The sequence below is a fragment of the Devosia sp. ZB163 genome (genome assembly GCF_028613635.1).
Lineage (GTDB): Bacteria > Pseudomonadota > Alphaproteobacteria > Rhizobiales > Devosiaceae > Devosia_A.
Genome location: NZ_JAQRMY010000002.1, coordinates 222,587 through 243,476, shown reverse-complemented (window position 1 = coordinate 243,476; position 20,890 = coordinate 222,587). Strand labels below are relative to the sequence as shown.

Annotated in this window: 22 protein-coding genes; 10 read left to right on the top strand and 12 right to left on the bottom strand. The window is 65.1% G+C overall.

What is annotated here, in order from left to right:
* The first annotated feature begins 115 nt into the window (after window positions 1-115).
* The 3 genes from PRN20_RS09415 to PRN20_RS09405 are packed head-to-tail and all read left to right on the top strand — an operon-like array spanning window position 116 to window position 3,512.
* Window positions 116-928, top strand: coding sequence for a BtpA/SgcQ family protein (locus tag PRN20_RS09415; protein ID WP_273957063.1), 813 nt, complete (start codon window positions 116-118; stop codon window positions 926-928).
* Entirely contained in the window at window positions 928-2,025 is a 1,098-nt protein-coding gene (locus tag PRN20_RS09410; protein WP_273957062.1) for a M42 family metallopeptidase, read from the top strand. The genes PRN20_RS09415 and PRN20_RS09410 overlap by 1 nt, the downstream gene beginning before the upstream one ends.
* The gene (locus PRN20_RS09405; protein WP_273957061.1) at window positions 2,022-3,512 is read left to right on the top strand and encodes an FGGY-family carbohydrate kinase; all 1,491 of its coding nucleotides are present in this window, start codon (window positions 2,022-2,024) and stop codon (window positions 3,510-3,512) included. The genes PRN20_RS09410 and PRN20_RS09405 overlap by 4 nt, the downstream gene beginning before the upstream one ends.
* Window positions 3,513-3,514: 2 nt before the next feature.
* On the opposite strand, the gene PRN20_RS09400 is transcribed toward PRN20_RS09405, so the two are convergent.
* The 6 genes from PRN20_RS09400 to PRN20_RS09375 all read right to left on the bottom strand — a co-directional run bounded on the left by PRN20_RS09400 (window position 3,515) and on the right by PRN20_RS09375 (window position 8,711).
* On the bottom strand, window positions 3,515-3,823 hold the full coding sequence (locus PRN20_RS09400; protein ID WP_273957059.1) for a HigA family addiction module antitoxin: 309 nt from the start codon (window positions 3,821-3,823) through the stop codon (window positions 3,515-3,517).
* Window positions 3,824-3,828: 5 nt separating this feature from the next.
* On the bottom strand, window positions 3,829-4,125 hold the full coding sequence (locus PRN20_RS09395) for a type II toxin-antitoxin system RelE/ParE family toxin (RefSeq protein WP_273957058.1): 297 nt from the start codon (window positions 4,123-4,125) through the stop codon (window positions 3,829-3,831).
* Window positions 4,126-4,195: 70 nt separating this feature from the next.
* Window positions 4,196-5,131 carry a carbohydrate ABC transporter permease gene (locus PRN20_RS09390; protein WP_273957057.1) on the bottom strand — a complete coding sequence of 312 codons (936 nt, stop codon included), beginning with the start codon at window positions 5,129-5,131 and terminating at the stop codon, window positions 4,196-4,198.
* Window positions 5,131-6,225, bottom strand: a complete 1,095-nt coding sequence (locus PRN20_RS09385) for a carbohydrate ABC transporter permease (RefSeq protein ID WP_273957056.1) — start codon at window positions 6,223-6,225, stop codon at window positions 5,131-5,133. Before PRN20_RS09385 ends, PRN20_RS09390 begins: the two co-directional genes overlap by 1 nt.
* 90 nt (window positions 6,226-6,315) lie before the next feature.
* Complete coding sequence (locus PRN20_RS09380; protein WP_443112564.1) at window positions 6,316-7,917, bottom strand: extracellular solute-binding protein; 1,602 nt, start codon at window positions 7,915-7,917, stop codon at window positions 6,316-6,318.
* Window positions 7,918-8,258: 341 nt separating this feature from the next.
* Window positions 8,259-8,711 carry an RbsD/FucU family protein gene (locus PRN20_RS09375; RefSeq protein ID WP_273957054.1) on the bottom strand — a complete coding sequence of 151 codons (453 nt, stop codon included), beginning with the start codon at window positions 8,709-8,711 and terminating at the stop codon, window positions 8,259-8,261.
* Between the two features lie 69 nt (window positions 8,712-8,780).
* Here PRN20_RS09375 and PRN20_RS09370 point away from each other — a divergent pair, with 69 nt between their 5' ends.
* The 7 genes from PRN20_RS09370 to PRN20_RS09340 all read left to right on the top strand — a co-directional run bounded on the left by PRN20_RS09370 (window position 8,781) and on the right by PRN20_RS09340 (window position 15,349).
* On the top strand, window positions 8,781-9,524 hold the full coding sequence (locus tag PRN20_RS09370; RefSeq protein ID WP_273957052.1) for a creatininase family protein: 744 nt from the start codon (window positions 8,781-8,783) through the stop codon (window positions 9,522-9,524).
* A 202-nt stretch (window positions 9,525-9,726) separates the two neighbouring features.
* Window positions 9,727-10,665 (top strand): glycosyltransferase, encoded by a 939-nt coding sequence (locus PRN20_RS09365; protein WP_273957051.1) that lies wholly within the window; start codon window positions 9,727-9,729, stop codon window positions 10,663-10,665.
* A gap of 63 nt (window positions 10,666-10,728) precedes the next feature.
* Window positions 10,729-11,787 (top strand): dTDP-glucose 4,6-dehydratase, encoded by a 1,059-nt coding sequence (gene rfbB / locus PRN20_RS09360; RefSeq protein WP_273957050.1) that lies wholly within the window; start codon window positions 10,729-10,731, stop codon window positions 11,785-11,787.
* Complete coding sequence (gene rfbD, locus PRN20_RS09355; RefSeq protein ID WP_273957049.1) at window positions 11,784-12,680, top strand: dTDP-4-dehydrorhamnose reductase; 897 nt, start codon at window positions 11,784-11,786, stop codon at window positions 12,678-12,680. Before rfbB ends, rfbD begins: the two co-directional genes overlap by 4 nt.
* A complete protein-coding gene (rfbA, locus tag PRN20_RS09350; RefSeq protein ID WP_273957048.1) occupies window positions 12,677-13,558 on the top strand; it encodes a glucose-1-phosphate thymidylyltransferase RfbA in 882 nt (293 codons plus the stop codon). Before rfbD ends, rfbA begins: the two co-directional genes overlap by 4 nt.
* Window positions 13,558-14,121 carry a dTDP-4-dehydrorhamnose 3,5-epimerase gene (rfbC, locus tag PRN20_RS09345; RefSeq protein ID WP_273957047.1) on the top strand — a complete coding sequence of 188 codons (564 nt, stop codon included), beginning with the start codon at window positions 13,558-13,560 and terminating at the stop codon, window positions 14,119-14,121. Before rfbA ends, rfbC begins: the two co-directional genes overlap by 1 nt.
* 1 nt (window position 14,122) lies before the next feature.
* Window positions 14,123-15,349, top strand: coding sequence for a rhamnan synthesis F family protein (locus PRN20_RS09340; RefSeq protein ID WP_273957046.1), 1,227 nt, complete (start codon window positions 14,123-14,125; stop codon window positions 15,347-15,349).
* On the opposite strand, the gene PRN20_RS09335 is transcribed toward PRN20_RS09340, so the two are convergent.
* The 6 genes from PRN20_RS09335 to scpA all read right to left on the bottom strand — a co-directional run bounded on the left by PRN20_RS09335 (window position 15,346) and on the right by scpA (window position 20,811).
* Entirely contained in the window at window positions 15,346-16,089 is a 744-nt protein-coding gene (locus PRN20_RS09335) for an ABC transporter ATP-binding protein (protein ID WP_273957044.1), read from the bottom strand. The two genes, PRN20_RS09340 and PRN20_RS09335, sit on opposite strands and share 4 nt — an antisense overlap.
* Window positions 16,089-16,874, bottom strand: a complete 786-nt coding sequence (locus tag PRN20_RS09330) for an ABC transporter permease (protein WP_273957043.1) — start codon at window positions 16,872-16,874, stop codon at window positions 16,089-16,091. Before PRN20_RS09330 ends, PRN20_RS09335 begins: the two co-directional genes overlap by 1 nt.
* Before the next feature lie 83 nt (window positions 16,875-16,957).
* On the bottom strand, window positions 16,958-17,800 hold the full coding sequence (locus PRN20_RS09325) for a DUF2793 domain-containing protein (protein WP_273957042.1): 843 nt from the start codon (window positions 17,798-17,800) through the stop codon (window positions 16,958-16,960).
* A gap of 55 nt (window positions 17,801-17,855) precedes the next feature.
* Complete coding sequence (gene mce, locus PRN20_RS09320) at window positions 17,856-18,281, bottom strand: methylmalonyl-CoA epimerase (RefSeq protein WP_273957041.1); 426 nt, start codon at window positions 18,279-18,281, stop codon at window positions 17,856-17,858.
* A complete protein-coding gene (locus PRN20_RS09315; protein WP_273957040.1) occupies window positions 18,278-18,685 on the bottom strand; it encodes a hypothetical protein in 408 nt (135 codons plus the stop codon). Before PRN20_RS09315 ends, mce begins: the two co-directional genes overlap by 4 nt.
* Window positions 18,682-20,811: a methylmalonyl-CoA mutase gene (gene scpA / locus PRN20_RS09310; RefSeq protein ID WP_273957039.1), complete on the bottom strand. Its 2,130-nt coding sequence runs from the start codon at window positions 20,809-20,811 to the stop codon at window positions 18,682-18,684. Before scpA ends, PRN20_RS09315 begins: the two co-directional genes overlap by 4 nt.
* Window positions 20,812-20,890: the final 79 nt, after the last annotated feature.

The following is a 20,890-nucleotide window of genomic DNA, read 5'->3' as shown; positions in this document are numbered from 1 at the left end:
TCAATCTGCCCGGATTGTGGTTAACGAACGGTAACATCTTCGCCCCCACCCCCATGGACGCAGTTTAACTGCCCTGCTACGCGTAATCATCTAGTCACTCGCTTTGCGACAACAGATGACAGCGAAGTTCAGGACGGTCTTCGGCGAGGGCAAGCCGGTGATTGCCATGGTGCATCTGGGCGCATTGCCCGGCTCGCCGCTGCATGACCAAGACGGAGGCGTCGAGGCGATCGTCGAGAACGCCCGCAAAGACCTCGTGGCGCTGCAGGCCGCCGGGTTCGACGCGGTGATGTTCGGCAACGAGAACGACCGGCCATACGAGTTCAACGTCGATACCGCCTCGACAGCCACGATGGGTTACGTGATCGGGCGGCTGCACTCGGAGATCAGGGTGCCCTTCGGCGTGAATGTGCTGTGGGACCCGGAGAGTTCGATCGCGCTGGCGGCGGCTACGGGCGCTCGGTTCGTTCGCGAGATCTTTACCGGCACCTATGCCTCGGACATGGGGCCGTGGACGCCGGATGCCGGCAAGGCGATGCGCTATCGCGATCGGCTCGGCAAACAGGACCTGGCCCTGCTCTACAACGTGAGCGCCGAGTTTGCCTATTCGCTCGACCAGCGTTCGCTGCCTGACCGGGCGCGAAGTGCCGTGTTCTCGTCGATCCCCGATGCGATCCTCGTTTCCGGCACCATCACCGGTGAGGCGGCGAGGATGGTCGACCTGGAAGCCGTGAAGAGGGTGCTGCCGACGACGCCGGTGCTTGCCAATACCGGAGTGAAGCATGCCACCGTGGCGGATGTGCTGAAGATCGCGGACGGCTGCATTGTCGGCTCGTCCCTGAAGGTCGACGGCGACACGTGGAAGGCAGTCGATCCGGACCGGGCCGCCGAGTTCATGCGGCTGGTGCGGCAAGCCAGGGGCTACTGATGGCGCTCAAGCAGCTGGTCACGGAACTCATGCTCATCCCGGGACTCTCGGGATATGAAGGCCGGGTGCGCAAGTACCTGCGCAAGGCCATGAACGGGCTCGGGATTCTGTCCACTACGGACAGGCTAGGCAACCTGATCGCGACGCTTGAGGGCGACAAGGGTACACCCAGCGTCATGCTGTTCGCGCACATGGACCAGCTCGGGCTGATCGTGCGCAAGATCGAGGCGAACGGGCTGGTGCGCGTCGAGCGGCTGGGTGGGGTCCCGGAACGGGCGCTACCCTCTACAGAAGTGCTGTTCTGCGTGGGCGACGGCAGGGATGTGCCCGGGCTCATCGCCCACAAGAGCCACCACGCGACCTCGCAGGACGAGAAGTACAAGGTCCTGCCCTACCCCGAGCTCTACATCGACACCGGGTTCAAGTCGGCGACCGAGGTGCTGGCGGCGGGGATCGATGTGGGGACGCCGGTGGTCTATGCGCCGAAGGTGACCGAGCTCGCCAACGGGCGGATCTCCGGGACCTCGGTGGACGACCGGGCGGCCTGTGCTGTCATGGTCGAGGTGGCGCGGGCGCTGAAGGACGCGAAGAGGCGACCGACGGTGCATTTCGTGTTCTCGGTGCAGGAGGAGTTCAACCTGCGCGGCGCGGTGACGGCGGCACAGGTGCTGATGCCTGATGTGGCGATCCAGCTCGACCTGATCCTTGCCACCGATACACCGGACATGGCGGCGCGGGGCGACGTGAGGCTCGGCGGCGGGCCGGCGATCTCGCTCTATTCATTCCACGGGCGTGGCACGCTCAACGGCACGCTGCCGCATCCGGCGATGGTGAAGCTGTTCGAGGACAGCGCGAAGGCGGCAAAGCTGCCGCTGCAGCGGAGCGCACATATCGGGGCGCTGACCGACCTCAGCTATGTGCAACTTGTCGGACAGGGCGTCGCCTCGATCGATGTCGGGTTCCCGATGCGCTACTCGCATTCGTCGCTGGAGGTCTGCGACCTCGGTGACCTCGAGCAACTGACGACGCTGCTGGTCGAGGCCCTGCCCCGGATCGACGGCTCGTTCAGCCTCGACCGGGACGACTACATCTCATGAGATACTATCTCGGAATCGATATCGGCACCTACGAGAGCAAGGGGGTGCTCGTCGATACCGAGGGGCAGATCGTCGCCAGTGCGGCGCGGCCACACAAGATGCTGGTGCCGCAGCCGGGCTGGGCCGAGCACCGGCCGCGCGAGGACTGGTGGGGCGACTTCTGCTTCATCTCCAACAAGCTGATTGCCGACAGCGGCGTGCCGTCGGCCGACATCAAGGCGGTGGCGGCGAGCGCCATCGGGCCGTGCATGCTTCCCGTCGATGCCGACGGCGAGCCGCTGATGAATGGCGTGCTCTATGGCGTCGACACGCGGGCGGCCAGGGAGATTGCCGAGCTCACGGAGCGGATCGGCGAGGACGTGCTGCTCAGCCGCTGCGGCAATGCACTGACGAGCCAGTCGATCGGGCCCAAGATCCTGTGGCTCAAGCGGAACCGGCCTGAACTCTACGAGAAGACAGCCAGGATCCTGACCTCGACCACCTACATCACGCACAAGCTCACGGGCCGCTACGTGATCGACCACTACTCGGCTGCGAACTTCTCGCCGCTCTACGATGTCGAGAAGCTGGCGTGGACGGACGAACTGGCGAGCGACATCATCGGACTCGACAAGCTGCCCGAGGCGATCTGGACCACCGAGATCGCCGGTACGGTGACACCGCAGGCTTCGGCCGAGACAGGCCTCGCGGTGGGGACGCCGGTGACGACGGGCACGATCGACGCCGGGGCGGAGGCACTCAGCGTCGGCGTACTGGACGACGGCGACATGCTGTTGATGTACGGCTCAACGATATTCATCATCGAGATCACGCCGGTGCGGGTGCCGGACGCGCGGCTCTGGTACGCGCCGTGGTTCATACCGGGCAAGCACGCGGCGATGTCGGGTCTCGCGACAAGCGGGACGCTGAGCCACTGGTTCCGCGAGCAGTTCGCGAGGGAAGTCGATCCCGCAACCGCCGCGATGGCGCTGGCGCTCGAGGCCGAGGGCTCGCCGCCGGGGGCGAACGGGCTGGTGATGCTGCCCTACTTCTCGGGCGAGCGGACGCCGATCCACGATACCGAGGCCAAGGGCGTGCTGTTCGGGATGAACCTGACGCATACGCGTGGCGACATCTATCGGGCACTGTTCGAGGGCATCGCCTTCGGAACACACCACGTGTTCGAGACCTATGCTGACGTGGGACAACCGCCCAAGGCGATCCTCGCGGCGGGCGGCGGGACGAAGAACCGCGTGTGGTCGCAGGCGACCTCGGATGTCTCGGGGCGGACGCAGATCGTGCGGCAGAAGACGGTGGGGGCATCGTATGGCGATGCATTCATCGCGGCTCTGGCGATCGGGGATGTGACAGCCGAGCAGATCCGCGACTGGAACCCGGTCGATCACCAGATCACGCCCGACGTGGGGCTGGCTGGGCTATATGAGCGGGGGTACCGGGTGTTCCGCGAGCTGTATGAGCGGAACAAGGACTTGATGCGGGCACTTTGAGGCTAGGCGGCATCGGCGAGCGGCTTTGCGCGGCCGATCCGCTTCAGCTCCTCTGGGTCGTGCATCGCCTGCCACAGGTCGGTCCGGCGTTGGACGTTCAGCCAAAAATCGGCGCTGTTGCCGAAGACGCGCGCAAGGATGAGTGCAGTCGGCGCTGTCACCGTCCGCCGGTCGTTGCACAGCTCGTTTACGTGCTTACGTGGCACGCCCATCGCTTCAGCCAGAGCGGCCTGTGTGAGGCCGACGGGTCGCATGAACTCTTCGACGAGGATTTCGCCGATGGTCGCCGGCTTGCGCTTGGTGGTCAGCATTCATGTCACCTGTAGCTATGGTCGTCGAGGTAGAGTTCGCTCGCCTCGCCCCGGTCTCCATCCCAGCGGAAAATCAACCGCCACTGTTGGTTGACCCGGATAGAGTGCAGCCCGGCGAGCTTGCCCTGCAGCTTCTCGAAGTGATTGCTGGGCGGCACTCGCAGGTCGGCATCGGTCGTCGCGTCGTCAATCATCTGGAGCTTGCGAAACACCCGCACTTCGAGATCGGCGGGCATGCGTCGCGAGTGGCGATCATCAACGAAGAACTCGCGCAGCCATTCGTCGCGAAACCCAACGATCATTCCCAGCCCTCAACGCCCCACTGTACCACTCCATGGTACATCAGGCAAGGGTGGCACGGCACTTGCCGCTTCACCCCTTCACGGACCCCGCCGTGAGACCGCGGATGATGAAGCGCTCGAGGAGCACACCGACGATGACCAGGGGGGCGATCGCCGCCGTGGAGAGGGCGGCCATGCTCCACCAGTTGATGCCCTGCGAGCCGGTCTGGCTGGCGACCATCACGGGCAGGGTCTTGGCGTTGGTGCTGGTGAGGAGCGCGGCGAAGAAATACTCGTTCCAGCAGAGGATCAGCGAGAGGATGAAGGCTGCCACCATGCCCGGCAGCGCCATGGGCAGGATGATACGGAAGAAGGTGCCCCAGGGGCCGAGGCCGTCGACCTGGGCGGCCTCGTCGAGCTCGACCGGGATGGTGTCGAACTGGTCCTTCATGATCCAGATGACGATGGGCAGGACGGTGAGCGTGTAGAGCAGGATCAGCCCGATGGTTGAATCGAGCAGCGCCAGTTCGCGGTAGAGGACGAGGAACGGCAGCGCGAGGACGACTGGGGGCAGGATCAACTGGGAGAGGAAGAAGAAGCCCAGGTCCTGGTTCCGCATCCAGAGGAACTTGTACTGGTAACGGCTGAGGCCGTAGGCGGCGAGCGCGCCGAGCAGGACGGCCAGCGCCGAGGCGCCGAAGGCCGTGTAGACCGAGTTGAGGAAGCGGTTGAGGAACTCCTCGCGCACGGTCGAGACGTTGCCGATTGTGTCGGGGGAGAGGCCGAGCGAGCGCCAGCCGAGCCAGTTGGGCTGATAGTCGACGAAGGGGATCAACGCGCCCTGCTGGACGTTGCGCGCGACCTTCATCGAGGTCGTGATGGTCCAGTAGACCGGGAACAGCGAGACGAAGGCCCAGAAGACCAGCGCGGCGTAGATGCCGATGCGGCCGAGCAGCCATTTGGTTCGGCGAGCCGAGGCACCGCTGTCGGCGGAGGCGAGCGAGGACGCAGTTGCTTCGGCGGCCATCAGGTCATCCTCCGCATGTGCCTGCTCAGGACGTTCAGCAGGATGGTGACAAAGATGACGATCACCACGAGGTAGAACATAGCGAGCATGGTGCCGTAACCCACGTTCGAGCGGTCGCGGTATTCGCGGTAGATGAAGCTCGAGACGCTGTCCGTGGCACCTCCCGGGCCACCCGAGGTGACGGTGATGATGATATCGGCCAGCTTCAGTTTGAAGATGATGCGCAGCACGATCGCTGTCAGCGAGACGGGCAGCATCAGTGGAAAGGTGATCTGCCAGAAGCGCTGCCAGGGCGTCGCGCCGTCAACGGTCGCCGCTTCCATCACCTCCTTGGGCATCGCCTGAAGGCCGGCGAGCAGCAGGATCATGACGAAGGGGATGGAGACCCAGGCGTCCATCGCCTCGATCCACAGGCGGGCGGCCCATGGGTCGGTGAAGAAGCTCGGGTTGTTGATGCCGAGCCAGCGCGCAAAGCGGGCGACGGGGCCGAAGCGGTATTCGAGCATGGACTTGCCGACCATCCAGCTGACTGCGACGGGCGAGAGCATGAGCGGGATGAGGAAGACGACGCGCCAGAATTTCCGCGCCCTGATCTCGGCGTTGAGCAGCAGCGCGAGACCGAAGGCGATGGCGTATTCCACAAGCACGAACAGCACGTAGATCACCATGTTGCGCATGGCGTTCCAGTAGAAGGGATCGCGGAACAGCTGGAACAGGTTGTCGAGGCCGTTGAACTTCTGGCCCGTGGCCGATGAGAGGTTCCAGTCGGTGAAGGCAATGGAGAGACCGAACAGGGTCGGGAAGATCGCCATGGCGACGGTGAACAGGGCCGCGGGCAGGATGAACAGGGCGCGCAGGCCAGCCTGGCCACGGATCATCACCTGCCCGAAACCCAGAACCACAGCCCATGCAAGGTAGGCGAAAAGAGTCGGACGCCAGTCGCGGAATCCGAGATCGACGATGCGGGCGGAGTTGAGGACCTGGGCGAGCGCAGTGGCGAGGAAGAGAACGGTAGCAGCGGCAATCAGCGCCCTGCCCCACTCCTTGCGGCGGCGCGAGATGGCGCCATAGGCCGGTAGTTCTGCGATGGCCATCCGGGCTCCTGGTCCGATCGTTCGTGTCCGGAACTAAATCGGCTGGTGACGGTCCGCCACCAGCCGCGGGTTGTCAATCGAACGCCACGGTCAATCGCCCAGCGAGGCCTTGTACAGCTTGATCTGGCTGTCGCGGCCGATCTGGTCGGTGATCTTCTCCCAGGCGGCGGCGATGGCGTCGGCCGTTTCCTGGGCGCCGGCGTACTGACCGTTGATGCCCTTCACCAGCTCGTCCTCGGCGATGGAGTAGTACTGGAAGATACCGGGGATGCGCGGCTCGATGGCAGCATTGGGGTGATTGTAGCTGTCGAGGTTCGAACCGAGGTAATCCTCGACGAAGGCGCGGTCATAGCCCGCCGCTTCCCATTCCTCGTACTGGAAGTGCGAGTTGCGGTAGGGCTGGAAGCCAGACGGATAGGCCGCCATCCAGAGCGAGATGTCCTTGCCGCCCAGATGCGCGGCAGCCGACCATGCGGCCTTGCGCTTCTTCTCGTCCGCTGAGACGCGGCTCGTCACGTAAACACCCCAGCCAAGATAGGCCATGTTGGGGGCGAAGTTCTCCTTCTCCTCCCAGGCGCTGGTCTTTGCGTTGTAGACCTTCCTGGCGCCGGGGTTGATGGAGAAGCCGACCACGTCGCCGACCACCGAAGTGTCGGACGTGCGGGCGTTGGATCCGACGTCGCCCCACCAGGTGAGGGCTGCGCCCGTGCCGCCGAGGAATTGCGAGAAGGCAGTCGTGTTCGGATCGGCGTTGAGCTGATCTGGCGGATAGGCATTGGCCTTGACCAGATCGAGCACGTCCTGGATCGCCTGTACCCAGCCGGGGTTATTGACGCGCGGCTTCATGGTGTCGGGATCGAACAGCCAGGCCGGATCGTCCGGATGCTTGGCGTAGGCTGCGGCGCGATCGCCCATGAAGTAGAAGCCGAAGCCGCCCCACTGGTACTTCAGCGGATCGAGGAAGCCGTAGGCCGGGGTGCTGGTGATCGGATCGTTCTTGCCGGCAAGAGCGGTGGCCAGCGCCGGGAAGTCTTCCCAATGCGAGGGCACCTCTGCCATGCCGCTGATCGAGCCGTCGCCGAAATAGTCCTTGCGGTACGCGAAGGTGTGGCAGTCGCCATCGATGGTGATGCGATAGGTCTTGCCATCCCAGGTTCCGACCGGCGGCTGCAGGTAGCCCACGAGGTCGTCCGCCTCGATCTGGGTCTTGACCCAGTCGGGCATCTCGTCGAGCAGGCCCTTGCCGGCGGTATCGCCCTCGAAGGGCGCGCCCATCTCGATGACGTCGAAATCGACGGTGCCGGTGGCAATCGACTGCTGCAGGCGGGCGTTGTAATCGGCCTGGGCAAGGTCGATCCAGTTGATCTTGGCGCCGGTATAGGCCTCCCACGGCTTCAGGAAGCCGCGGAACAGGAAGTTGTGCAGGTTCTGGTTGTTGAGCCCCATGAAGGTCAACTCGACGCCGGCGAACTCGCCTTCGGCGACGTTGGCCTTGGTCGGCCCGAGGCAGAGCTCGCCGACCTTCTGCCAGTCGGCGTCGGTGGGCGATCCGGCGCCTACGCCCGGAATGGCAAGGATCTGGGCGCGCAGGTTGTCCTGCGCCAGCGCCTTGCCGGCGAGCGAGGTAGAGAGCGCGGTGCCGGCAGCCAGTGCCGCCGCGCCCTTCAGGAAGTTGCGGCGGTTGGCCTGCATGGCCACCACTTGATTGAAGAGTTCCAGTCTCACGATGTTCCTCCCATCAGACGCCGCGATGTCGCGGCGGTTCGGCCACCACACTGGCGCTCGATGGAAGACATGACGTGCAGGTGGAGCGCGCCAGGCGCACTCCTAGTCCCTCAACACCCTGCCTACGTCCCTCCCCAGGGAGCGCTTCCGTCTGTGCGGAAGCTATGAGGGATGGTACGGAGCTAACATGTTAGAAGTCAACAGAAAGCCAACCACGTGCATCGGCGGGCGCGACGAAGAAATCGCTTGCATTTATTGGTAAGCGAACTCGTCGCTTACTGGTGAACGACCTCTACGGGCACAGTAGCTCAGGCGTCAGGTGGCAGAACGCCCTTCTTCAACACGAAACAGCCGTAGAAGCGGCGCTCGCCGGTCTGGATCACGGCGTAGGCGTTCTTGGCCGCTTCATAGAAGGCGAAGCGCTCGATCGAGCCCATGGGTAGCGACTTGCCCTCCGCCTTGTCGATGGCGGTTTGCACTTCCTGCTGCACCGGCGGGACTTCGCCGGGCTTGCCGACGATCTCCATGCGCAGGGCGGGATGCGGCACGAAGCTGTCGAGCGGCATGAGCGACAGGATGCCCTTTACGGCCCGACCGGCCGTGACGTTCTCGAGCTTCAGCAGGCGGCCGTAGACGGTTTGCCGCGCGATCGAGTCCGACGGGAAGTTCATGTCGGCGATGATCAGGTCGTCGCCGTGCCCCATAGACTTGAGCACATGAAGCACGTCGGCATTCAGTATCGGGTCGATCCCCTTGAGCATGATTTCCTCCCTCCCTCGGTGCCGTTAGTGTCCACGGAAAGAGGGGATGCGCAAGCGAGGGAGTTCGGGATGCGCTACGAGATGATGCTGCCGCACCAGATCAGGCGGGCAATCGAGGAGCGCTGGCCGGTGGTGCTGCCGCTGGGGGTGCTGGAGTACCACGGCGAGCACATGGCGGTGGGCATGGATACGCTTGCGGTCATCAAGATGCTCGATCGGATCGAAGCCGATACGGACATCGTGATCCTGCCGCCCTTCTACTATGGGGCAGCGAGCTATGCCGTGGAGCCGCCAGAGGGCAATGGCTCGATCCAGGTGGGACAGCAGGCGCTGGCGCCGTTCGCGGCCGAACTGTTCCGCAGCCTGTTGCGGATCGGGTTCCGCAACATCCACTTCTTCATCCACCACCAGAGCGAGAACTTCGCAGTGGGGATGCCGACTGACTTGAGCTTCAAGTTCGCGGCGCGGCAGGTGATCTTTGCCTGGCTCGAGGAGTTGCATGGCGAGGGATGGTGGGGAAACCCCGCCATGCGCGACTATTACGCACAGCAGTCGACCGGCGACGACCCGTTCAACTGGATCAAGGGCCATCCGCTGATGACGCCGGAGATCATCGCGCAGTATCCGTTCGACCATGCAGGAATCGGCGAGACATCGCTGATGCTGGCGCTTTGCCCGGAGGCGGTGGAGATGGCGCGACTCGATGGGGGGAAGTGGTACACCGAGAGCGCCCGGGAGGCGTCGGCCGAACTCGGCTGGACGGGGGTGCGGCTGATCGAGGCACATATGCGCACGGCGCTTGCACGGTCTTAACCACTGCCGCACCAAAAGCAGCGGGCGTGCAACCGGATTCGGCGCTTGAGTGTTGAAATCGGCTGACTATGTTGCGCCGCACAATTGCCGGAGTGTGGATATCTTGAATATCCATCTCGCCTCTCCAACCTATCCCGCCACGCAGGGCACCCCGCCCTCTGAGCAGCAAGAAGCGTCCGTGATCGAAGCTGACGAAATCGGAGTGGGTACCACCCCGTCCACCGGCAATCGGCTTGCCGTTCTCCTGGCGACCTATCAGGGCGAACGCTTCATCGACGAGCAGTTGAGCTCAATCGAGGCGCAGAGCTGGACGCATATCGATATCTGGGCCTCTGACGACGGATCGTCGGATGGCACGCTGGGCGTGCTCGCCCGGTGGGCGCGACGCTGGCGGCGCGGGAAGTTCGTCGTGCTCAGCGGCCCGGATCGGGGCTTTGCCGACAACTTCCGCTCGCTGATGATCAACCCCGAAGTCGATGCGGACTATGTCTGTTTCTGCGACCAGGACGACATCTGGCTCAAGGACAAGACACGGGCCGCCGCGAGCATTCTCGCGAGGAGCGGCGACCGCCCTGCCCTCTACTGCGCGCGGACCATCATAGCCGACGAGTGGGGACACGAGTTCGATCGCTCGCCACTGTTCCGGCGGCCGCCCGAGTTCTCGAACGCCCTGGTGCAGAGCATCGGCGGCGGCAACACGATGGTGATGAACCGCGCCGCGCACCGGCTGATGCGCGAAGCAGCGCGCCGCACCGGCTTTGTCAGCCACGACTGGTTCTCGTACCTGATCGTTACGGGCGCTGGCGGGGACGTCACCTATTCGGAGACGCCGCATGTGCGCTACCGGCAGCATGCCGGGAACCTCGTGGGTTCGAACCACGGCCTGAAAGCGCAGATGCGGCGGATACTTGCGGCGTTCGGCGGGCGCTTCCGCCGCTGGAACGAAGAGAATGTCGCGGCGCTCGAGGCCTGCCGCGACCTGCTGACGCCGGAGTCCCTGGCCACGTTGGAAGCCTTCCGTCGGGCACGCACCGCCCCTTTGCGGGAGCGCATCGCGAGCCTCAAGAGGTCTGGCGTCTACCGCCAATCTCGCATCGGGCAGATTTCACTCTACGCGGCGGGGCTTTTGGGGAAGCTCTGACGCTGATAGTACGCCGCAAGCATTCGCGCTAAGTTCCCGTGCGGCGAAAGGAAACTGACCCATATGACGATCCTGGTGACCGGCGGTGCCGGCTTCATCGGTGCGAACTACGTGCTCGACTGGCTCACGGCCGGCAACGAGCCGGTGGTCACCCTCGACGCGCTCACCTATGCGGGAAACCTCGCCAGCCTCGCGCCGCTCAATGGCGACGCGCGCCACACGTTCGTGCATGGCTCGATCGGCGACCAGGCGCTGGTCGGACGGCTGCTGCGCAGCCACGATATCCGGGCGGTGGTAAACTTCGCCGCCGAGAGCCACGTGGACCGTTCCATCTCGGGTCCGGCGCCGTTCTTCGAGACCAATGTGATGGGCACGCTGGGGCTGCTTGAGGCGGTGCGCAACCATCTCGCCGCGCTAGGCGACGGCGCGCGGCAGGACTTCCGGTTCCTGCACGTCTCGACCGATGAGGTGTACGGCACGCTGGGGCCGGCCGATCCGGCCTTTGCCGAGACCAATCCCTACCAGCCGAACAGTCCCTATGCGGCTTCGAAGGCTTCGTCCGACCATCTCGTGCGCGCCTACCGCGAGACGTACGGGCTGCCGGTGCTGGTGACCAACTGTTCCAACAACTACGGGCCGCTGCAGTTTCCTGAGAAACTGATTCCGCTGGTGATCCATAACGCGTTGGCGAACAAGGCTTTGCCGGTCTACGGCGACGGACTGCAGGTGCGCGACTGGCTCTATGTCGGCGACCACTGCTCGGCGCTGCGGCGCGTGCTCGAGGCCGGTATGCCTGGCGAGACGTACAATGTCGGCGGCGACAACCAGAAGACCAATATCGAGGTGGTGCGGACGATCTGCACGCTGCTCGACGCGAGGCGGCCCAAGGCGGACGGCACGAGCTACGCGAACCAGATCACGCATGTCACCGACAGGCCCGGCCATGACCGGCGCTATGCCATCGATGCGCGCAAGATCGAGCGCGAGCTGGGCTGGCGGCCGGCGACGAGCTTTACCGAAGGGATCGCGCGGACTGTGGACTGGTACCTCGGCAACGCGAGCTGGGTAGACGACGTGACCAGCGGCGCCTACCGGGACTGGATCAAGAGGCAGTACGGATGAAGATCCTGATCCTGGGCCGCGACGGTCAGGTCGGCACGGCGCTGACGGGCGTGCTGGCGGCCGATCACGCGATCGTCGCCTTTGGCCGCAAGGGCGCCGACCTCGCCCACCCGGCGGGGCTGGCCGCGCTGGTGAAGCGCGAGGCGCCGGACGTGATCGTCAACGCTGCGGCATACACCGCCGTGGACAAGGCGGAGAGCGAGCCGGACGTGGCCCGGCTGGTGAATGCCGACTCCCCTGCCGCGCTGGCCGCAGCGGCCGCCGCCAGTGGAGCGTGGCTGATCCACTATTCGACCGACTACGTGTTCGATGGCGCCAAGGCGGAGCCCTATGTCGAGGATGATGCGACCGGGCCGCTCAACGTCTATGGCGCGACCAAGCTGGCGGGCGAACGTGCGATTGCAGGAAGCGGTGCGAAGTACCTGATCTTCCGCACGAGCTGGGTGCACGCGCCGGGGCGTCACAACTTCATCGCCAAGATGCTGAGCCTCGCGCAGTCGCGCAACGAGCTGCGGGTGATCGACGACCAGGTGGGGGCGCCGACCAGCGCGCGGCTGATCGCCGAGATCACGCAGCGTGCGATCCTGCAGATCGAGCGCGACCGTCCGATCGCCGAAGGGATCTACCACCTGACGGCGTCGGGCGAGACGAGCTGGAACGGCTATGCGCGCTTCGTCATCGGCGAGGCGCTGGCACGCGGATTTCCGCTCAAGGCGACACCCGACAAGGTGCTGCCGGTACCGACCTCGGCGTTCCCAACCCCGGCCCAACGTCCGCTCAACTCACGACTTTCCACCCGAAAGCTCCGGGATGCGCTGGCAATCGACCTGCCGAACTGGCAGGACGACGTGATGGGTACGCTCAACACGATCCTTCCGGAGACCGCTCGATGACGCGACGCGGGATCATTCTCGCCGGCGGCGCCGGCACGCGCCTGCACCCGGCAACGCTGACCGTCTCCAAGCAACTGCTGCCGGTCTACGACAAGCCGATGATCTACTATCCGCTGTCGACACTCATGCATGGCGGCCTGCGCGAGGTGCTGATCATCTCGACGCCCGAAGACCTGCCGCGCTTCAAGACGCTGCTGGGCGACGGCGGGCGCTGGGGGATGTCGTTCAGCTATGTGGTGCAGCCCAGCCCGGGCGGCCTCGCCGAGGCATTCCTGCTCGGCGCCGATTTCGTGCGCGACCGCAGTTCGACGCTGATCCTCGGCGACAATATCTTCTTCGGGCACGACCTCAGCAAGCTCCTGGGCAGCGCCGACCAGCGCCGGCTCGGGGCGAGCGTCTTCGCCTACCACGTGAATGATCCGGGCCGTTATGGCGTGGTGGAGTTCAACGGCAAGCGGACGGCGGTTTCGATCGAAGAAAAACCCGTGCAGCCGAAGTCGAACTACGCCGTCACCGGGCTCTACTACTATGACGAGCAGGTGGTGGAACTGGCCCGCTCGCTGAAGCCTTCGGCGCGGGGCGAGATCGAGATCACCGACCTCAACCGGCTCTATCTCGAGCGAGGCGAGCTGAATGTCGAACTTATGGGCCGGGGCTTTGCCTGGCTCGACACCGGTACGCACGACTCGCTGCTCGAAGCGGGGCAGTTCATCGCGACGCTAGAGAAGCGACAGGGTTTCAAGGTGGCCTGCCCCGAGGAGATCGCCTGGCGCAACGGCTGGATCGACGACGAGGCGCTCGAGCGGCTGGCCGAGCCGCTGAAGAAGAGCGGCTACGGCACGTACCTGCTGCAGATCCTGCGCGAGGGCCGCGACTGATGCAAGTAACCAAACTCGACATCGACGGGCTCATGGTTTTCGAGCCGAAGGTGTTCGCTGACGATCGCGGTGCCTTCTTCGAGAGCTTCAACGATCGGGTGTTCCGCGAGGCGACCGGGTTCACGGGCCAGTTCGTGCAGGACAACCAGTCGCAGAGCCGCAAGGGCGTGGTGCGCGGGCTGCATTACCAGCTGCCGCCGCACGCGCAGGGCAAGCTCGTCCGGGTCGCCCGAGGGGCGGCGTGGGATGTCGCCCTCGACATCCGGCACGACTCCCCGAGCTTCGGCAAATGGGCGGCAGTCGAGCTCAGCGCCGAGAACCGCAAGCAGTTCTGGATTCCGGCCGGTTTCGCGCACGGGTTCCTCGCCCTTGAGGAGGGCACGGAGTTTCTCTACAAAACCACGGATTTCTGGAGTGGGGCGAGCGAGCGCGCCATCCGCTGGGACGACCCCGATGTCGGGATCGCCTGGCCGCTGACGACGCCGCCGATCCTGTCGGGCAAGGATGCGGCCGCCCCGGGGATCAAAGACGCGGACCTTCCCGGTCCTGGAGACCAGAGCTAGCATGTGGCTTTTGCGCCGTGCCGTGATCAGCGTGTTGCAGGTGCTGATCCGGATCATTTTCTACCCCTGGTTCGCCTATCTCGACTTTCGCAATGCGCAGGAACTGAAGCGCCACGGTGACGTGCTGTCGAAGCGCCAGCTGCGCGACGCAACGACGGGCACCTTCTGCGTATTCCATCTGTTTCCGCGGCAGAAACTGCCGGCATCTGCCATCCGCGCGCTGAAGGCGCTGGAGGCGCAGGGAGTCAACCTCGTCATCATCAGCAACGGCGCCATTCCCGAGGCCGACCTGCCGCTGATCGACTCCGTGGCGCACACAGTCATCGTGCGGCGCAATATCGGCCGCGATTTCGGCGGCTACAGGACCGGCGTGCTGCATGTGCTAGACACCTTCCAGCCCGAGCGCATCCTGATCGTCAACGACAGCGTGTTCTACCGCTCGGGCGGGCTCGAGGCCTTCTTCACGGCGTTGAGCGACACCAGCAAGGACTATGTCGGGGCGGCCGAAAACCACGAGTTCGGCTACCACGTCGGCAGCTATGCGCTCGGCTTCGGGCCACGCGTGTTCCAGAGCCCGCATTTCCGCAAGTTCTGGGAGAACTACCAGCTGAGCGAGCTGCGACCCAAGGTCATCCGCACCGGCGAGATCGCGCTCAACCGAACCGTGATCGGCGCGATCGGTGTGAACCCCACGGTGGTCTATTCGCCGCGCAAGCTTGGTGAGGCGCTGGCCGAACTGCCGACCACCGAGCTCATCCTCACCGCGTCGCAGATGCCCGGGCACTTCAACGAGCGCGATGCGCTCCGCAAGCTGCACCAAACGGCATCGCAGTGGTTCGAAACGCGCGGTGAGAGCTCCACCAACCGCGATGCGCCGCTGCCGATCGAGGCCGCAGCTTCGCTGGCCGATACTGATGCGGGCGACGTGCGCCGGCTGGTTTCCGCGAACTATCGCAAGCAGCTCGAGCGGAGCCTCATGGACTTCGTGTTCCGCGGCAGCCAAATCCACTGGGGGGCGTTGCCGCTGGTCAAGCACCTCAACTGCCCGATCATCAAGGCGGACCTCGTGCTGCGCGGCATCTACGGCGTGGGCGAACTCTCCGCCTTTGCACCGAGCATGTCGGCCGAGGAGTATGACGAGTTCTTCGCGATGTGCACGCGACGCGGCGTGCCGCAGCAGCACTGGAACCTGGCCCAGCGCATGATGCTGGCAGTCGGCTACATCTAGGCCGAGTTGGCGGCTGCCGGCTTCTCCTGGACCTCGAGCGGGCCGAACCTCACCACCTTGCCGTGCTCGAGCTGGAGCACCTTGTTGCAGGTGCGCTCGATGAGATCGGGCTGGTGGCTGGCGAGCACGATGATGCCGGCCTTCTCGGCCAGCTCATCCATCCGGCGCTTGGCCTTGGTTTGGAAATCGGCGTCGCCGGCGCCGATCCACTCGTCCATGAGCAGTATCTGGGGTTCGAGCGTCGTCGCGATCGAGAAGGCGAGGCGCGCGCCCATGCCCTGGCTGTAGCTCTTGAACGGCATGTCGATGAAATCGCCGAGCTCGGAGAACTCGATGATCTCCTCGGTACGCGCGCCAATCTCATCCTCGTTCCAGCCGTTGATCAGGCCGCGCAGCAGGATGTTGCGTCGCCCCGTCGCTTCGGCGCGGAAGCCGAGGTTGATGTTGAACAGCGCATCGACCTTGCCGCGGATATCGAGACTGCCGCCGCTCGGCTCATAGATGCCGTAGAGCACCTTGAGCAGCGTCGTCTTGCCGGCGCCGTTGGAGCCGACGAGGCCGAGGCGATCGCCCGCCGAGAGCTCGAAGCTGACGCCATCGAGCGCGGTGACGAAGCGGCGGCTGCCGGAACCGGAGATGGTGCCACCAGTGCGCGTCATGCGCCGGTCGCGCGGCCTCAGGGTCAGCTTCTCGCGGACCTGGTAGACGAGGCGGAGATCGTGGGCGGAAATCGAGACCATCAGACGATCAGAGCCACCTGCTTGCGCAGCGAGCCCAGCAGCACGATGGCGATGGCCCACATGGCAAGCGTGAAGACGAGGCTGATGCCGATCGCCGTGAACGGAATGGCGTTGTTGACGATGGGGGTGCGCACGAGATCGAGGAAGTAGGTGAACGGGTTGTAGTAGTAGAGCGCACCGCGCAACCCGCCCTCGCCCTCATGCGTCCAGAACAGCGGCGTCGCGAACATCGCCACCCGCATCAGGTTGGCGACGATGAACTGGCTGTCGGGGAAGAACACGCCGAGGAAGCCGAACACGGCGATGACCGCGGGCGAGCAGACGACGATGATGACGAGGCCGAGCCCGGCCCAGATCCAGTCCCAGGTGACGTTCACCTGCGCGAGGACGAGGATGATGACGCAGCCGATGACGGCGTAGACGGCGCGGATCAGGTTCTGCAGCGTGAGGCGCATGACATAGGCGGAGAGCGGCAGGTTGGTGCCCTTGATGAAGCTCTCCTCGCGCTCGAACAGCGTCACCGACTGCGTGATGCAATCGGTGAGGTAGTTCCAGACCATGAGGCCCGTCGCGACGTAGATGGCGAACTCGGCCGTCGGGTTGGGCGTGAACACGAAGATGAAGGTGGCCGCGAAGGCGAAGTAGTTGACCAGCAGCCAGATTGGACCGAGCGCGGTGCGCCGATGCTGGTCGCCGACATCCTCGGTCGCGAGCGTGATCCAGACCCGACGCCGCTCATAGGCGGCGGCCATGTCGGCGAACGCGTTGGCGAGAATTTTGAACAATCAGGCCTCGAGGAACAGTGGCGCTCGCCTAGCACAGGCGCGCGCCAAGGCCAATTGCCGCGATGCCATGATATGGAATGTGATCAGCTGATCACGGCAAGGTCGCTCACCCGCCGCCAGTCCGTGCCGTCCGAGAAGGCGAGCGTCGCGCCGCCCATCTCGTCCGCGACGTAGATCAACTGCCCTGCCCCGACGGCGGCGGACGGGACGCCGGCGACCGTGTAGGTTTTGGTGCGAATGGGCCCGTCGACATCGAGATGCACTGCCGGAGTGGACGTGCCGATGCCGACGTGGGCGGTCGCCGGATCGACGACGAGCGCCTCCGCCCAGGCACTGCCATCGGCGCTCACCTTCAGGTGGAGCTTGTCGTCACCCGCGGTTCCCAGTTCGGCACGACCGGAGGAGCCGGTCTGGTAGACGAGACTGGCCGTATGGCCGGCGGACGCCTTGTTGAGGTTAAGCCGGATGTCACCGGTGCCGGGGGTCACGTCGTCGTGGCTGAAGAGGACGGCGTCGGACTTCACGGCAAGCCGGTTGGTGGTGTCGGCCGCTCCGTTGATGCCGAGCTGCGCCACCCTGCCATTCAAACCCACGGTCGGGAGCCAGGCTGTGCCTGACCAGACGACGAGGCCGCTTTCGTCGACGAGGAAGGCGAGCCAGCCGGGTTCGGGAGCATGAAACAACCACGCCGCTCCGTCCCAAGCCGCGATCTGCCCCGACTTGCCCGCCCATGCGCCGCCCGGCGACGGGCCGACGATATAGCGGGAACCAGGCAGCGGGCTCGATGGCGGCGCCGCGAGGTCGCGATCGAGCACGGCGAGCTGGGTGAGCGTATCGAGCGCGGCAATCGCCTCGTTGTGGGTGATGTGTTTGCCGGCCTGCGCCGGGAGGATGAAGGGAAGCCTCAGGTGGGTGCTTGTGGTCATGGTGTCCTCGGGTTGGTGAGCCGAGGATAGGCGGGCCGGCTGGCGTGGGGATAAGTCAGGCCGGCTGGAGCTCGGGCTTCACTTCTTCGAGCTCGATCAGCGTGCCGTCGAAATCCTTGGGGTGGATGAAGACGACCGGCAGGCCGTGTGCGCCGGTCTTCGGCTTGCCGTCACCGAGGACGCGCGCTCCGGCCTCGGTCAGCGTCCGGATGGAGGATGCAATGTCCGGGACCTCGTAGCAGACGTGGTGGATGCCACCCGAGGGGTTGGCTTCGAGAAACCTCGCGACTGGAGAGTTCGGGCCGAGCGGTGTCATCAGCTCGATCTTGGTGTTCTCGAGGTGGACGAAGACGACTGTGACGCCGTGCTCCGGCAGATCGAGCGGATGGCGCACGTCGGCCCCGAGCAGGTCGCGGTACTTCGCAGCGGCAGCGGCGAGATCGGGGACGGCGATGGCGACGTGGTTGAGGCGGCCTATCATTGCTCAGACAGCCTTACATCTCGAAATGTCTTCATCAGCTTCTGCCGCGTGGCGATATCACGCGTCTCGCAGCGCCAGAACGTAGAATCAACTGCGTGCAGGAGTATCCAAGGTTCCTTGCTATCGCTCCGGTCGAAGCCACGGAACGTCCCCCAAATGACTTGCGGCGAGGACGTCGCGATCGCCACCAATTCCTTGCTGGATATGGATTTTCCGGTGTTCGCGAGCCGGCTGAGATGATCGTCCCCTGCAGACGCCACGTCGAAGTGGGCCTCGCCGTTCGGATACACGAAGTCGACCATTTCCCAACGTGATGTCACAGCCCGTTCTGGTAGAGCAGCCAGAACCTGCTTCAAGGCAAGGAAGCCTTGTCGATCACAATCCCAGAGCTCGATTGCTTTCACCGATTGCTCAGCCTTCCCTCGATCTGGTTCAGGACGGAGAACGCCGCCTCCAGCACGTTGGTGCCGGGGCCGAAGATTTCGGCGACGCCGGCTTGGCGGAGAAAGTCGTAGTCCTGCTCGGGGATGACGCCGCCAACGATAACGGTGACGTCGCCGAGGCCCCTCCCCCGGAGTTCGCCGATCAGCTCGGGGACCAGCGTCTTGTGGCCGGCGGCGAGGGAGGAGACGCCGACGGCGTCGACCTTGAGGGCCACCACATGGTCAGCGACTTCGGGGGCGGTCTCGAACAGATCGCCCATGTGGACGGTGAAGCCGAGGTCGGCGAAGGCGGTGGCGATGACCTTGGCGCCGCGGTCGTGTCCATCCTGCCCCATCTTGGCGATGAAGATGGCGGGTGGCCGGCGCTCGGCCGTGGCGAAATCCGCGATGCGGCGCTGCAGCTCGGCATACTGCGGGTCGTCGGTGTAGCTGTCGGCGTAGACGCCGGAGATGACCCGGGTCGTGGCCGCGTGGCGGCCGAACACATCTTCCAGCGCGGCCGAAATTTCTCCCAGCGTGGCGCTAGCGCGGGCAGCTTCAATGCTGGCGGCGAGGAGGTTGCCACCGCCGCGGGCCGCGCTGCGCAGGCTCTCGAGGACAGCAGTGACCTGGTCCGCATCGCGGGCGCGGCGGATTTCGGCTAGGCGGGCGACCTGCTCGTCGCGGACCTTGTTGTTGTCGATCTCGCGGATAGCGATCGGCGGCTCGTTTTCGAGCCGGTAGCGGTTGACACCGACGATGACGTCCTCGCCGCGGTCGACGCGGGCCTGGCGCAGGGCGGCGGCCTTTTCGATTTCGAGCTTGGGTGTGCCGGCCTGCACGGCGGTAGTCATGCCGCCCTGGGCCTCGACGTCGGCTATGAGGGCCTCGGCGCGGGCGACGAGATCGGCGGTCAGGCTCTCGATGTAATAGGAGCCACCGAGCGGATCGACGACGTCGGTGACGCGGCTTTCGTGCTGCAGGATCAGTTGGGTGTTGCGGGCGATGCGGGCGGAGGATTCCGTTGGCAGTGCAATGGCTTCGTCGAAACTGTTGGTGTGGAGGCTCTGGGTGCCGCCGAGCACCGCAGCGAGCGCCTCGATGGTGGTGCGGACGATGTTGTTGTGCGGGTCCTGCTCGGTGAGCGAAACGCCGGACGTCTGGCAGTGGGTGCGCAGCATGAGGGAGCGCGGGTCCCTGGCGCCCAGCTCGGTCATGATCTTCGACCACAGGGTGCGGGCGGCGCGGAGCTTTGCTACCTCGAGGAAGAAGTTCATGCCGATGCCGAAGAAGAAGCTCAGCCGGCCGGCGAAGGCGTCGATGTCGAGGCCGCGGGCCTGGGCAGCGCGAACGTACTCCCGGCCGTCGGCGAGCGTGTAGGCGAGCTCCTGGACCGCCGTCGCTCCCGCCTCGTGCATGTGATAGCCGGAGATCGAGATCGAGTTGAACTTCGGCATGTGCTGGGCGGTGTAGGCAATGATGTCGCCGACGATCCGCATGCTCGGCTCGGGCGGGTAGATGTAGGTGTTGCGGACCATGAACTCCTTGAGGATGTCGTTCTGGATGGTCCCGTCGAGCTGGGCCTGTTTCACCCCCTGCTCTTCCGCGGCGACGATGAACATGGCGAGCACCGGCAGGACGGCGCCGTTCATGGTCATCGAGACCGACATCTGATCGAGCGGGATGCCGTCGAACAGGATCTTCATGTCCTCGACGCTGTCGATGGCGACGCCGGCCTTGCCGACATCGCCGGTGACGCGCGGATGATCGCTGTCATAACCGCGGTGGGTGGCGAGGTCGAAGGCGACGCTCAGGCCCTTCTGCCCGGCGGCGAGGTTCTTGCGATAGAAGTCGTTGGACTCGCGGGCGGTGGAGAAGCCGGCGTACTGGCGGATGGTCCAGGGGCGGCCGGCATACATCGTGGCGCGGACGCCGCGGGTGTACGGGGCGGCGCCGGGGAGGCCGGGATCGGTGGGAGCGTCCTCGGGGAAGTAGGCTGGCTTGATCGGGAGATCGCCGTAGTCGCGGTTCAGCGAGTCGACGGGGGTGTGGCGGAGGTCCTTCTGGGCGAGTTTGGCCCAGGCGGCGAAGGTGGGCGTGCTTGCCATCAGCAGACTCCCCCCTCCCGGCCTCCCCCACAAGGGGGGAGGTGAAGAGTCGAGTTCGTGGCTCGATCGAGCCTGACGC

Bases quoted from the DNA above. Each gene is read 5' to 3' on its own strand.
- PRN20_RS09415 (WP_273957063.1), top strand. From the start codon at position 116: ATGACAGCGAAGTTCAGGACGGTCTTCGGCGAGGGCAAGCCGGTGATT.
- PRN20_RS09410 (WP_273957062.1), top strand. From the start codon at position 928: ATGGCGCTCAAGCAGCTGGTCACGGAACTCATGCTCATCCCGGGACTC.
- PRN20_RS09405 (WP_273957061.1), top strand. From the start codon at position 2,022: ATGAGATACTATCTCGGAATCGATATCGGCACCTACGAGAGCAAGGGG.
- PRN20_RS09400 (WP_273957059.1), bottom strand. From the start codon at position 3,823: ATGCTGACCACCAAGCGCAAGCCGGCGACCATCGGCGAAATCCTCGTC.
- PRN20_RS09395 (WP_273957058.1), bottom strand. From the start codon at position 4,125: ATGATCGTTGGGTTTCGCGACGAATGGCTGCGCGAGTTCTTCGTTGAT.
- PRN20_RS09390 (WP_273957057.1), bottom strand. From the start codon at position 5,131: ATGGCCGCCGAAGCAACTGCGTCCTCGCTCGCCTCCGCCGACAGCGGT.
- PRN20_RS09385 (WP_273957056.1), bottom strand. From the start codon at position 6,225: ATGGCCATCGCAGAACTACCGGCCTATGGCGCCATCTCGCGCCGCCGC.
- PRN20_RS09380 (WP_443112564.1), bottom strand. From the start codon at position 7,917: ATGCAGGCCAACCGCCGCAACTTCCTGAAGGGCGCGGCGGCACTGGCT.
- PRN20_RS09375 (WP_273957054.1), bottom strand. From the start codon at position 8,711: ATGCTCAAGGGGATCGACCCGATACTGAATGCCGACGTGCTTCATGTG.
- PRN20_RS09370 (WP_273957052.1), top strand. From the start codon at position 8,781: ATGCGCTACGAGATGATGCTGCCGCACCAGATCAGGCGGGCAATCGAG.
- rfbB (WP_273957050.1), top strand. From the start codon at position 10,729: ATGACGATCCTGGTGACCGGCGGTGCCGGCTTCATCGGTGCGAACTAC.
- rfbD (WP_273957049.1), top strand. From the start codon at position 11,784: ATGAAGATCCTGATCCTGGGCCGCGACGGTCAGGTCGGCACGGCGCTG.
- rfbA (WP_273957048.1), top strand. From the start codon at position 12,677: ATGACGCGACGCGGGATCATTCTCGCCGGCGGCGCCGGCACGCGCCTG.
- rfbC (WP_273957047.1), top strand. From the start codon at position 13,558: ATGCAAGTAACCAAACTCGACATCGACGGGCTCATGGTTTTCGAGCCG.
- PRN20_RS09340 (WP_273957046.1), top strand. From the start codon at position 14,123: ATGTGGCTTTTGCGCCGTGCCGTGATCAGCGTGTTGCAGGTGCTGATC.
- PRN20_RS09335 (WP_273957044.1), bottom strand. From the start codon at position 16,089: ATGGTCTCGATTTCCGCCCACGATCTCCGCCTCGTCTACCAGGTCCGC.
- PRN20_RS09325 (WP_273957042.1), bottom strand. From the start codon at position 17,800: ATGACCACAAGCACCCACCTGAGGCTTCCCTTCATCCTCCCGGCGCAG.
- mce (WP_273957041.1), bottom strand. From the start codon at position 18,281: ATGATAGGCCGCCTCAACCACGTCGCCATCGCCGTCCCCGATCTCGCC.
- scpA (WP_273957039.1), bottom strand. From the start codon at position 20,811: ATGGCAAGCACGCCCACCTTCGCCGCCTGGGCCAAACTCGCCCAGAAG.